General features: G+C 36.6%; 9 protein-coding genes. 3 read left to right on the forward strand and 6 right to left on the reverse strand.

Going from position 1 to position 12931, the window contains the following annotated elements; genetic code table 11:
• Nucleotides 1-190: 190 nt before the first annotated feature.
• On the reverse strand, nt 191-1045 hold the full coding sequence (gene dat, locus AC1RNS_RS11065; RefSeq protein ID WP_492992603.1) for a D-amino-acid transaminase: 855 nt from the start codon (nt 1043-1045) through the stop codon (nt 191-193).
• 27 nt (nt 1046-1072) lie between these two features.
• Nucleotides 1073-2479 carry a dipeptidase PepV gene (gene pepV / locus AC1RNS_RS11070; protein ID WP_492992604.1) on the reverse strand — a complete coding sequence of 469 codons (1407 nt, stop codon included), beginning with the start codon at nt 2477-2479 and terminating at the stop codon, nt 1073-1075.
• Between the two features lie 499 nt (nt 2480-2978).
• On the opposite strand from pepV, the gene AC1RNS_RS11075 reads away from it, so the two are divergent.
• Both AC1RNS_RS11075 and AC1RNS_RS11080 read left to right on the forward strand, forming a co-directional pair.
• Entirely contained in the window at nt 2979-3200 is a 222-nt protein-coding gene (locus AC1RNS_RS11075) for a DeoR family transcriptional regulator (RefSeq protein ID WP_036118795.1), read from the forward strand.
• A gap of 292 nt (nt 3201-3492) precedes the next feature.
• Nucleotides 3493-4665, forward strand: coding sequence for an MDR family MFS transporter (locus AC1RNS_RS11080; protein ID WP_492992607.1), 1173 nt, complete (start codon nt 3493-3495; stop codon nt 4663-4665).
• A 65-nt stretch (nt 4666-4730) separates the two neighbouring features.
• Here the strand turns inward: AC1RNS_RS11080 and AC1RNS_RS11085 are convergent, their stop codons facing one another.
• From AC1RNS_RS11085 to asnB, 4 genes are all read right to left on the reverse strand, one after another.
• The gene (locus AC1RNS_RS11085; protein WP_492992608.1) at nt 4731-6248 is read right to left on the reverse strand and encodes a GGDEF domain-containing protein; all 1518 of its coding nucleotides are present in this window, start codon (nt 6246-6248) and stop codon (nt 4731-4733) included.
• 170 nt (nt 6249-6418) lie between these two features.
• Nucleotides 6419-7132, reverse strand: a complete 714-nt coding sequence (locus tag AC1RNS_RS11090; RefSeq protein ID WP_492992609.1) for a pseudouridine synthase — start codon at nt 7130-7132, stop codon at nt 6419-6421.
• Between the two features lie 8 nt (nt 7133-7140).
• Nucleotides 7141-8754, reverse strand: coding sequence for a putative polysaccharide biosynthesis protein (locus tag AC1RNS_RS11095; RefSeq protein WP_492992610.1), 1614 nt, complete (start codon nt 8752-8754; stop codon nt 7141-7143).
• 645 nt (nt 8755-9399) lie between these two features.
• Entirely contained in the window at nt 9400-11247 is a 1848-nt protein-coding gene (gene asnB / locus AC1RNS_RS11100) for an asparagine synthase (glutamine-hydrolyzing) (RefSeq protein ID WP_492992612.1), read from the reverse strand.
• Between the two features lie 260 nt (nt 11248-11507).
• On the opposite strand from asnB, the gene AC1RNS_RS11105 reads away from it, so the two are divergent.
• The gene (locus AC1RNS_RS11105) at nt 11508-12758 is read left to right on the forward strand and encodes a BaiN/RdsA family NAD(P)/FAD-dependent oxidoreductase (RefSeq protein WP_492992613.1); all 1251 of its coding nucleotides are present in this window, start codon (nt 11508-11510) and stop codon (nt 12756-12758) included.
• Nucleotides 12759-12931 lie beyond the last annotated feature (173 nt).

The following is a 12931-nucleotide window of genomic DNA, read 5'->3' on the forward strand; positions in this document are numbered from 1 at the left end:
ACTTTTTCCATACTTATACCTTTTACGAGAAATCAATTACGCCCCAGCTTAATCGCGTTCAGATTTTTTTGAGCGCACTCAAAAAAATTCATTCAAAATCCGTGACATCCACCAGGGGGCAAAAACAAGATAAAAAAACTACCCTAATGGCTTGGAGTGAACCAAAATTAGGGTAGTTCTTTCGAGATATTTACTTTGCATTCATTGAAAGTGGTAATTTAGCCTCAAACACTTGCTGTAATTTACGAGTCCATTCACCTGGAATTCCAGCACCAATTTGCTTGCCATCCACGTCAATAACAGGCGTAACTTCAGAAGATACTGATGATACAATGATTTCATCCATTGTTAATAAATCTGCCTTCGTCATTGGCTCTTTAATGACTGTTAGATTAATTTCCTCAGCACATTTTAAAATCACTTGGCGTGTAATACCGTTTAAAATAAAGTTATTTGCTGGGTGTGTGTAAAGCTTACCATCTTTAATACCGTATACATTTGCAGAGGAACATTCTGTAACAATATCTCCACGATGTAAAATAGCTTCATAGCAGCCTTTTTCAGATGCTTCTTGTTTTGCTAATACTGCACCAAGTAAGTTTAAAGATTTGATATCGCAGCGTAACCAACGAATATCCTCTACAAAAGTGGCTTTTACGCCTTTTTCAAAGTTTTCATATGCACGCTCGCCGGCTTTCACATTACCTGTTAATACTGCTGGAACACTTGCATCTGGGAAGATATGATTACGAGAAATTGCTCCACGTGTGATTTGGAAGTATACATGACCTGTATCTAAATTATTTTTTTCAATAAGTTCATGTAATAATTTGTGTAATACATCTTTTGTATAAGGAATGACTAGACGAATTTTTTCGGCACTCGCGTAGAAACGATCAATATGTTCTTGTGCTGTGAACATGTTTCCGTTATAAACTTTGATTACTTCATAAATTCCGTCACCAAATTGGTAACCTCTATCTTCTGGTGATACTGTAATAGATCCTTCTTCAACGATTTGATCATTCCATAATGAATATGCCATGTTTCGCTCATCCTTTTCATATTTGAGTTATTTTTTTCCTGCAAGTTCAACAATTGCTTCAGCATAAATAGCTGCTGCTCTGACTAAGTTTTCAACGACAATAAACTCATCCGCACGATGCGCTACATCAGGTTCACCTGGGAATAACATACCAAATGCTACACCCTTCTTCATCACACGTGCATACGTACCACCACCTGTAGAAAGGAGTGGTGTTTCGTAATCACCTGTCTGACGTCTATAGATTTTCGTTAATGTTTGAATGAATGGATCATTTTCACTTACGTAATGTGGTTTTGAGTCATCCTGAATATCCAATGAAAAACCTTTCGTCACAGTGAAGCGTTGTGCAGCAGTAATTTTTTTATCAAATGGATATGTGACAGCATAACGCATACTAATCACTAAACTACCACCTTTAGCCACATCATAGCTTACAATGCCTGGATTTAATGTCGTCTTCCCAGACATTTCATCCTCAAATTGTAAATTTAATTGATGACCATAATGGTCTTGATAAAATACATCTGCGATAAAGTCGACAAATTGCTTACTTGCCTCTGTCGTCAATTCTTGTTGTAAAAATGCTGCAAGATAAACAGCTGCATTGACACCTTTTTCTGGCTCCATTGCATGGGCTGCTTTACCTTTGATAGTTATTATATAGCGAGAACCCTCCATTAATAAAGTGCCTTCTAGCTGATTTTTTCTTAAAAATGTTTGAAAATTCAGTTCGAACTGTTGAGAAACAAACTGAACCTTTGCTTCTGCAAAATCAGGTACCATATTCGGGCGCTTTCCAGCATTAAATAGTAGTAGCTGTTCTTTCGTTGCATCACCTATTTTATTTTGAGAGAACACAAGCTCTGCAATGCCCTTTTCAGCATTAATGAGCGGGAAATCCGCATCAGGTGCAAAACCTATTGATGGCATTTCCTCTTGTTTAAAGTAGTGGTCGACACAGCGGAAGCCTGTTTCTTCATCCGTACCAATAATCATACGCACTCTTTTGTTAAGCTGAATACCTGCATCTTTAACAAGTTTCATAGCCATCCATGCAGCTACTGTTGGGCCTTTATCATCAATCGCACCACGAGCATATAATTTTCCATCTGCAATGGTGCCGCTAAATGGCGGGTATGTCCAATCAGCTTCATCTCCAATAGGTACAACATCAACATGACATAAAACGCCTAATACATCTTCACCAGTACCCATTTCAATATGTCCAGCGTAATTATCAACATTTTTTGTTAATAGCCCTTCAGCCTGACCTTTAGCTAACAACCATTCAAGTGCTTTAAGTGGACCATCACCAAAAGGTACTTCAGAAGTAATCGTATCCTCATCCAGAACACTATTAATTTGCACAAGCTCCTGTAGCTCTTGTATTAATTCATCTTGCCTTTCTTTTGCAGCTTGTAACCAATCCATATAATATACCTCCTCAAAATTATCTAATACGCCCCAGCGAAAATTACATTTATCTCGCCTCCTATAGAGGTGAGAATATTCTGTACCTGACGCTACGCTTTCGCGCAGTAAAGATTTGCTGCTGTCGCTTCGCTTTCGCGCAGTAAAGATTTGCTGAATCAAGGTAATCATTATTCTACACTTTACAACATATAGAACAATCATCTTTCTGACAACTATTTTCAGTATCAACTACTAAGACTACCACATATAGCATGTTTTTCACGTATTCCCACAAAATACAGTATAAATTTTTTGTTTTTATTGTAAATTTCTCTTGCATTCACTAGAAAATCAACTAGTTTTTCTATATAATAAAGTTATCAGAATAATTGTTCTGAATATAAAAATAGAAAAGGGGATGTCTAAGGCAGCTACTTATCAGCCTAAGTGCACTCCGCACATATTGTCGTCCGCTAGTCTTTGCCAAGAGAATTAAGATGAAGGAGTGGTTCATTTAATGAAACCAACTACTGATCGAATGCTTAATCGTATTAAAGATGTGTACATGTTTATTTTAGACAAAGGAACCGTGTCTACACAGGATTTAGTCGAAGAGTTTAGTATCACTCCTCGCACCGTTCAAAGAGATTTGAACGTGTTAGCCTTTAACGATTTGGTAATGAGCCCAAGTCGAGGCAAATGGACAACGACGAAGAAAAAAGTAAAAATGACGTCTTAGTTTTACGTTGAGTACGTAAAGCATTGAGTATGGAAAAAGAATGGCCTTTCGTCGGGGTCATTCTTTTTTGTTCATCATTTTTTAGACAATTGAATACTCCTCTTTTTGCTCAATTAGTTAGAAAGGAATGATTAATTAAAGCCTCATTCACTCAACTTTCTGAAAACGAAAGCATTCCGATTTCACTTACGTTCCTTACCATCAATCCTCCCCTGCATTATTTTGACTATTTACAGTTGCTTAACAATCCGTTAAACTCGAAACATTCTACATGTTGAGAGGAGGATTTAATATGAAATTGTCTAAGATGTTTCATCCATTAGTTTGGATTATTCTTGGCGGAACGATTTTCACACGTATTGCAAGCTTTATGGCAATGCCCTTTTTAGCTATCTATTTACATAATGAAATTGAAGCCTCCCCTTTACAAATCGGATTGACAATTGGTATTGCTCCACTCATCTCTACTGTCGGAGGATTTTTTGGTGGTTACCTAACAGATCGTTTCGGTAGAAAAAGTGTCATTCTGTTGACGATTATCATTTGGAGTCTTGTGTTCTTTGGCTTTGCAACGGCTCATGCAGTTTGGTATTTTGTATTATTCAATGCTTTAAATGGACTATGTCGTTCTTTCTTTGAACCTTCAACACAAGCATTAATGATTGATTTTACACCTGCTGACAAACGAAAAAGATTATTTTCGCTTCGCTATACAGCGATTAACATAGCAGCGGTGATTGGTCCCATCATTGGTGTTTATATTGCTCAATTGTCTAGCCCAAGTATTCCATTTATGCTAACAGGAATTATGTATATTGTTTATGCTATATTTTTATTTTTCGTGCTGAATCGTTACGAAATGCAACAGCCAATAGCTACAACACAAACAAAAATACTACAAACCTTTTCATTATTATTAACAAATCGTGTTTTACTAAGCTTTATTTTTGGTGCTATTTTAATCAATATTGGCTATTCTCAATTCGATTCAACATTGCCACAAGTTATTGAGCTTAAAATTGAAGACGGTGCCAAACTCTATTCGCTACTTATCTCGCTAAATGCAGCGGTTGTTTTATTACTACAATTACCAATTAGTATTGTATCAGAACGTTTTTCATCCACCTCTACTCTTTTAGTGGGTGTTTTGTTCTTTGCATTCGGACTGTTATTGTTCGGCTTCTCCAATAACTATCAGCTTTATATTATCGCGATGATTATCTTTACGATTGGTGAAATTTTTGCCTTCCCAACGATGAATGTCATGATTGATGAGATTGCACCTGATACTCAAAAAGCAACCTATTTAGGAGCTTCTCAATTCAAAAATTTAGGAGGCTTTCTCGGACCAATTATCGGCGGATGGCTGTTAACGCATTATATTGACGCCTTGTTTGTAGTAATTGCTGCACTTGTATTATGTAGTTGCTTCTTCTATAAATCTAAGGAGAGGCCACAACAGTAAGTAATGCAAAAAAACGCTCTATAGCTTGAAGTAAACCCAAAAGCTATGGAGCACATTTTAGACTATCAAACTTTAGCGTAACTCTCTTCAACTTCTTCAAAGCTCGTGTATTGATCTTTGCCAGCATTTTTTGATTGATATAACGCCTTGTCCGCACGCTCAAACAAGCTTCGTTCTGACTCATCTGGATGATGACAAATGGCTCCCCCCATACTGACTGATAGTACAGACCATTGAGCAATATTGGCGTTGTCTACATTCTTATAGTGACGAAACTTGTCTAATAACGAATTGGCTAACTGCCGCATATTTTCTGATTTTGTGTCATACAAAACAATTGCAAATTCATCCCCGCCAAACCTCACAACAATGCCATTATTTCCAACCTCTTGTTTTAAAATTCTCGCAGTATCTATCAGGATTTTATCGCCAGCGCCATGTCCAAACTGATCGTTCACTAGCTTGAAATTATCCAAATCTATCAACAATAAGCCTGGTTGATTCGTCTTCCGCTTTCTTAATAGATTGTCCATTTTTCTTATATAAGTAGCTCGATTAAAGACATTTGTCAGTGGATCATATGTTGCAAGATGAATAGTTTTAGAAAGAATTTTGTTAATGACTATAAGCATAATAAAAGAAGTTCCTAACGCAATACAAAGCAATAGCCAAAACTGCTTCGTATTTTTAGATAGTGCCTCTAATTCTGTATAATTTCCATACTTTACATATATAATCCTTTTCGTAGATTCACCGCGAATTGTTTCGGCTTCGTATGGTAAAAAACGGTATTTTTCAATATAACCATTTGAATATTTCTTTTGATATTCCGTTGGCTTCATCGATTTTTTAGCTAGCTCAAAACGCTCTTGAAATATAGCTGTTTGATCCTTCACTGTAATTTTAGCGGATTTTGTATCATCAAAGAAAACTCCACCCGCATTTATTGTTTGCACTTCTATTAAATCCGTATATTTATCAACTAAATAGTTCGAAGTCTTTCCAAAATTAAAGGTTTGAAAGACAGGATCATTTAATAAATCAATGCCTAGTTCTAATAAATATTTTTTATCAGGTGTCGCTAAATAACCAAACTTCCGATATCCTCCAGTAGTCGTCGAGATATCTATACCATCATTATAGTATTCTCCACTCGTTCTACGTTCATCTAGTAGAGTAGAAAAACGCTTACAGCATAAGGAAAAATTTAATCCCTTATCTTTTACAAAAGTTGTATAAATAACCGTATTGGATTGATCAATTATGTATACATCCATACCATTCTCGTTTTTTATTTTTTGTAAATCCCATGTTGCCACTTTTGGATTTTCTTCATAATAGGTAACTAGCTTTCGGAGTACCTGCTCCATCTTATCTGAGAGATTTTGATCAAAATAAAAATGCGCATTATCTACAGTTTGCATATCAGTCAAAATATGATTTTCAATTAACGCCCTATTCATGGCTTCTTGTTGTTCAATATCTGCCATTAGTATTTGTCTGTTTACATAAGAAATCACTGCAACCAATATTAGGGCAAAGGCAATTAAAGATATTAATAATTTAATTCTAAGGTTTTTCATGCACTTATCCTCTATTATTTTCCCACAATCATTTTTCTGAAGTTTTTTGAAATTAGTACTAAAGACTAAATAATAATTTATTAATAGTTACATTATATTATACAGTGATTGGTTTATGAATGTATATAAAAATACCTCGATACTAATTTGTGTTAGCATCAAGGTATTTATTAATCTCTATTTTGTAAGTCAGCTAGTTCTTTTGTAGTTAATTCTCTATATTCCCCTAAAGCTAAATTGTCATCAAGCTTTAGACTTCCCATTGATAAACGTTTTAAATAGGTAACACGTTTACCAACTGACTCAAACATACGCTTCACCTGATGAAACTTACCTTCTTGAATGGTTAGCTCGATTTCCGATTGTAGGTCAGATTTTAAGATATTTAGCTCTCCTGGTTTTGTCACATAACCGTCATCCAACTCTACACCCTGTGCAAATTTTTTGCCATCTTCCTCTGTCACGAGTCCTTCTATTTGCGCATAGTAAACTTTAGGCACATGTTTTTTAGGTGATAATAAATTATGCGCTAGCTGACCGTCATTCGTTAACAGCAGTAATCCTTCTGTATCTTTATCTAAGCGCCCAACTGGAAAAGGCTGAAAATGCTGATGTAAAGGCTCTAACAAATCAATGACCGTCTCATCTCGTACATCCTCTGTTGCAGAAATAACGCCAGGAGGTTTATTCATCATAAAGTATACAAATTCTGTGTAAACAACACGTTCACCAAAAACGGAAACATCTTGTTTTTCAGGGTCTACATGCAATGCTGCATCCTTTACATATGCACCATCCACAGTTACTGCCTTTTGCTTAAGAAGCTGCTTCACTTCCTTGCGTGACCCATACCCCATATTTGCTAGTAATTTATCTAAACGCATAAATCCTCCTATTTAATTCCAAGTTTGTTCGTAATTTTTGTTAGTCGTTCACCGAGTAGTTTTTGAGCTAAGCCTAAACGTAAAGATAAATAACCGTATACCCCAACACCTACGCCAGCACAGATAACTGAGTAAACAAATGCAGAGAATTTTCCATCTACTGGTCCCATCACAAAGCCTAACAGCTTATGAACAATCAATACACTTATTACCATTGCTAGAGTCAAAATAGAGATGAGCATGACACGGCGAAGAACCATCTCTGATTTGTAATTTAATGCTGTTCTAAGCACTAACATATTAATAATAATTGAAACACCATAGCCAATTGCTGTGGCAAGAATGGCTCCATCGGCCTCAATCCAACGAATTAGAGGAATGTTAATCGCTAGCTTGACCAAAATACCAGATAATAAGCTGAAGACAATCCATTTTTGGAAGTCAATCCCCTGTAATAAAGCTGCTGTTACTTGAAACAATGCAAATAAAATAGCAACAGGTGCATAGTGAGCTAAAATGGTAGCCCCCATTTCACTTTCAGAATAGAGCATAAAGTATATTTCATTCGCTAACAATGAAATACCCACTACAGCAGGTAATGTAATAAAAATTAATATTTGATAGGTCTTATCCATTGCATGTCGCAGTGATAAATATTCACCCTGTGTAAAATACTTAGTAATAGTTGGTACTAGCGCCATCGAAAAACCTGTAGCTAACATAACCGGAATAATCACAACTTTATGTGTAGTGAAGTTAATCATTGATAAGTATTTATCGGTTACTTCCGCTAAGCCTATGGATGTCATTGCGCCGTTAAACGTTAACATATCCACTAGTTGGAATAATGGATTGGCAATACCTACGAATACCATTGGAATGGAATACGTAATAACTTCTTTATAAATATTGGACATTGGCAGCTGAGTAGATGTAACACTCTGACTGCGCAATAAGTTAAATTCAGGCTGATATTTTTTCCAATAATAATAGAGCACCATCAACCCGCCAATTGCCCCGATAAAGGCAGCAAATACGGCAAAGGAAACGGCTGTTTGTGGTTTGCCATTAAAGACAACTACTACTAGGAACGAACCACCTAATAACACAACAATACGAACAATTTGTTCAACTAATTGTGAAACTGCTGTAGGCTCCATTTTGTCATAACCCTGGAAAAATCCACGCCAAAGACTCATAAATGGTACAACAATTAAAGCAAAGCTAACCCAACGAATAACGGAAGCAATTTGCTCAACTGTAAATACCTGCTCATCACTTTTAATGACAAGACCCGCTATTGGAGTCGCTAATATAAAAAGGGCAATAAATGCGGCTAGACCTGTTATCATCATAATCAGTATGCCCGACTTCATAAGCTTGCGGCCTGATTGATAATCACCAATTGCATTATATTTAGAAACAAACTTAGATACAGCAATTGGCGCTCCCGAGATGGCTACTGCCAGCATTATCGAATAGGGAATGTATGCATATTGATAGAGAGCAATATTTTCCTCACCCACAATTGCATAAAACGGAAAAATATAAATTAATCCGAGTACCTTCGATAAAAACATCCCCATTGTTAATATCGCAGTACCTTTCATTAAATTGGACATTGTACCCATCCATTCATCGTAAAATCAATAATTTCATCGTAACACATAGAATAAGTATTGGAAAATATTCACTATAATCAGATTTTTCGGTATCTTAGCGAGTTTATTAACTGATAACTACGGTTTTACTCGTTACCTGAGCAGTTCTAACTGACAATGGAGCAGTTTTACTTGGTACCCGAGCAGTTTTGACTGACAACTGAGCAAGTTAATTCGGTACCCGAGCAGTTTTGATTGACAACGGAGCGGGTTTACACGATACCCGAGCAGTTTTGACTGACAAGGAGCGATTTTACACTGTACCCTTGCAGTTTTAACTGACAACTGAGCGGATTTACACGATACCCGAGCAGTCTAACAGTCAACGGAGCGATTTTATACAATACCTAGTAGTTCTGGAGCAGGATTACTTGTCTCAAGTGATTTCAACTGCATTAGTACATGCAAACGCTGTCAAACATAGTTTATAAACACATCAAATAAGTAAACCAATAGTAATCTTAACATATTTATAGGTAAACAGACGCATTATTCCATCAAAAAGTTCTAGTTATAGACAATTTCATCAAATAGACAGTAAATTTGTTCCTACTGGCTCAAAATAATCGGTGGAGATTAAAAACCTCCACCGACTCAAAAGCTTTATTACATGTCCACAAAAAATTGTTTATACCATACTAAGAATACATATGCAGTCCAAATATAACGTCCTCGATTTGCCTTACCCTCATAATGCTCATCGAGATAGCCTACTAATTGCTTTGTATCAAAGAATTTATTGGCAAAATCAGTTGTAAACATTTCTTTTACCATGTTGTAGTATTTCTCTTCACGGAGCCAATGACGAATCGGCACTGGGAAGCCTAGCTTTGGACGTTTTGCCCATTCCTCTGGTAATTCCTGATGAGCAGCTTGACGAAGCACATATTTCGTATCAATGTCGTTGACTCGATATCGTGATGGAATGTTTTTTGCTAATTCCATTACTTCTTTATCTAAAAATGGTACGCGTAATTCTATTGAATGTGCCATACTCATTTTATCTGCTTTCAATAAAATATCGCCTGGCATCCATAGATTTAGATCTAAGTATTGCATCTTTGTCACATCATCATCGCCAGGCACTTCATCATAAATGCGTTTTGTAATAGACTTAACAGATGGACCATTTTTATAGTCTGGCTTTAATACATTTAATGCATCTTCTTCATCCCAGACAACCGCTTCACCTATAAAACGTTCTTCCACCGTTTGACCACCTTTTACAAGGAAGCTAGTGTACTGATTTTTAGGTAATGCTTCTGCAAAACCTCGTAATGCCTTACGAATACCAAAAGGAATTTTTTCGTATTGTTGCATTTTACCTGAGTTTTGATACCATGAGTAGCCGCCAAAAATTTCATCCGCTCCTTCACCTGAAAGGACAACTGTTACGTCCTTCGAAGCCAGCTCCGAAAGGAAGTATAGCGGTACAGAAGATGGATTAGATTGTGGCTCGTCCATATGCCATTGAATTTTTGGCAATGCCTCAAAGCATTCATCAGCTGTTATATATTTACGCTCATTTTGAATGTTTAATGTATCTGATAAATCTTTTGCTAGGTTTGTTTCGTTAAACATATCTTCATAATCAGAAAAACCAACAGAGAAGGATTTATCGGGACGGAGTAATGCCGTAATATAACTTGAATCAATTCCCCCTGATAGGAATGAACCAACCTTTACATCACTGATTTGATGTGCCTCTACCGATTCCTTTACTGTCGAACGAATGTCCTCTACATATTTTTCAATTGGTGCCTCTTTCGCATGGAATTTTTTATCCCAATACTGCACGATTTTCTTTTTCCCATTTTGAATTAACATATAATGAGCTGGCGGTAGTTTAAACACACCTTTAAAGAAAGTTTCGTCCATTGATGAATATTGGAAAGTTAAATACGGACGAAGAGCATTTTTGTTTAATTCTTTAATAAAGGATGGGTGGGGTAAGAAGGATTTAATTTCTGAACCGAAAATAAATGTACCGTCTGTTGTATTCTCTGAGTAATACAGCGGCTTAATACCAAAGCCATCACGGGCAATGAATTGTAAATCATTCTTTTTATCCCAAATGCAAAATGCAAACATACCTCGTAATTGTTTAACAAACTCTACACCATATTCCACATAACCATAAATTATAACTTCACTATCAGATTGTGTTTTAAATGTATGTCCCTTAGCAATTAAATCTTCACGCAGCCCTTGGAAGTTGAAGATTTCACCATTAAATACAAGAACAATGTTGCCATCTGCACTGTACAATGGTTGATTTGCCACATCTGACAAGTCGATAATACTTAATCGTCGGAAACCTAAAGTTACTTTATCGTCACTGTGAATACCACCGCTATCTGGTCCACGGTGAATAATTGTATTCATCATATTTTCAATCGTTTGATGATGATCGATTACATTTGTTCCATTAATATAGCCTATAAATCCGCACATTCTATTTTTCACCTCATAATTTAGTGCATAACCTTTACCATAATAGCACGAATAGACGTTCATTTCATGCTGACAATACAGATAAAGAAAAACTTTCATCGGGTAGCCTGTATTACATAAACAACTTTTCATCTGTTTAGATGAGATAAGGAATTATAAAACACTTTCGTATTATTTTCAATGCGAAAGAAGCCCCTATATATAGACTTCATGTATAATAGGAAGGATTCCTAATTTGAACAGAAAGTGAGTTTCTATATATGTATGATGTAATTGTGATTGGTGGAGGCCCCTCAGGCTTAATGGCTGCAATCGCTGCTGGAGAACGAAAAAAGAAAGTATTACTAGTAGAAAAAGGGAATAAGCTTGGGAAAAAGCTTGCTATTTCTGGTGGGGGTCGCTGTAATGTGACAAATCGTTTACCTATAGAAGAAATTGTTAAACATATACCAGGTAATGGGCGGTTTTTATATAGCCCATTCACAGTTTATAATAATGAGGATATTATTGCTTTTTTTGAAGGGCTCGGTGTTGCCCTAAAAGAAGAGGATCATGGACGTATGTTTCCCGTGTCTAACCGTGCGCAAGATGTTGTTGACGCATTAATCCGTCAATTACAGCGTTTGCATGTAGAAGTTCGGTTAAATACCCCTGTCAGTAAGCTATTGATGGATGATGAAAAAATCCTTGGTGTTCGCCTTGCAGACGGATTAGAAGTCCGTAGCGAGGCTGTAATTGTCGCGGTAGGTGGGAAAGCTGTTCCACAGACAGGCTCCACTGGTGATGGTTATCCATGGGCAGAGCGAGCAGGTCATACAATTACAACGTTATTCCCTACCGAGGTTCCTGTGCTCTCAAAAGAGGACTTTATACAAAATCGTGAGCTTCAGGGGTTGGCTTTACGAGAGGTTGCTGTTTCTGTTTTAAATAAAAAAGGTAAAGTGCTCGTAACCCATCAAATGGACATGCTCTTTACTCATTTCGGATTAAGTGGTCCTGCTATTTTACGCTGTAGCCAATTTATCGTAAAAGAATTAATGAAAACTGGCTATGAACCAGTGACAATCCGTATTCAAACGCTTGTGCAATATAATGAAGAAACATGTCTGCAATACTTAAATAAGCTATGGAAAGAGGATCCAAAAAGGGCAGTTAAAAACGTGTGGAAAGGGATAGCCCCTGAACGATGGCTACTGTTTTTATGTGAACGTGCTGGTATTGATGTACAAATGACAGGCACTGAAATAGCACAGGAAAAAATCCGCCAATTAGCACGTTTGCTTGTCCATTTTACGATGACTGTAAGTGGTACACAATCTCTTGAAAAGGCATTTGTCACTGGCGGGGGTATTTCTGTTAAGGAAATAGAGCCAAAGACAATGGCCTCTAAGAAAAAGAATGGTTTATTCTTCTGTGGTGAAATCCTCGATATTCATGGCTATACAGGAGGCTATAATATTACATCTGCACTTGTTACTGGACGTATTGCTGGAATGAATGCAGGATTTTAATAATTTACCACGTGATTTTGTCGCTTCTTATCATTGAAAAACGAGGCTGGGACATAACTAGCTTCAATTCGTGAGAAATCCGACTTTGAATTCATGCAAAGTCGGATTTCTCGATCTTTTATGTTTTTCCAGATAGCTTTTAGCTAATGGCTGTGAATTTTCTTATATTCACG

The sequence above is a fragment of the Lysinibacillus sp. GW821-FHT14F06 genome (assembly GCF_058803665.1).

Bases quoted from the DNA above. Each gene is read 5' to 3' on its own strand.
- dat (WP_492992603.1), bottom strand. From the start codon at position 1,045: ATGGCATATTCATTATGGAATGATCAAATCGTTGAAGAAGGATCTATT.
- pepV (WP_492992604.1), bottom strand. From the start codon at position 2,479: ATGGATTGGTTACAAGCTGCAAAAGAAAGGCAAGATGAATTAATACAA.
- AC1RNS_RS11075 (WP_036118795.1), top strand. From the start codon at position 2,979: ATGAAACCAACTACTGATCGAATGCTTAATCGTATTAAAGATGTGTAC.
- AC1RNS_RS11080 (WP_492992607.1), top strand. From the start codon at position 3,493: ATGAAATTGTCTAAGATGTTTCATCCATTAGTTTGGATTATTCTTGGC.
- AC1RNS_RS11085 (WP_492992608.1), bottom strand. From the start codon at position 6,248: ATGAAAAACCTTAGAATTAAATTATTAATATCTTTAATTGCCTTTGCC.
- AC1RNS_RS11090 (WP_492992609.1), bottom strand. From the start codon at position 7,132: ATGCGTTTAGATAAATTACTAGCAAATATGGGGTATGGGTCACGCAAG.
- AC1RNS_RS11095 (WP_492992610.1), bottom strand. From the start codon at position 8,754: ATGTCCAATTTAATGAAAGGTACTGCGATATTAACAATGGGGATGTTT.
- asnB (WP_492992612.1), bottom strand. From the start codon at position 11,247: ATGTGCGGATTTATAGGCTATATTAATGGAACAAATGTAATCGATCAT.
- AC1RNS_RS11105 (WP_492992613.1), top strand. From the start codon at position 11,508: ATGTATGATGTAATTGTGATTGGTGGAGGCCCCTCAGGCTTAATGGCT.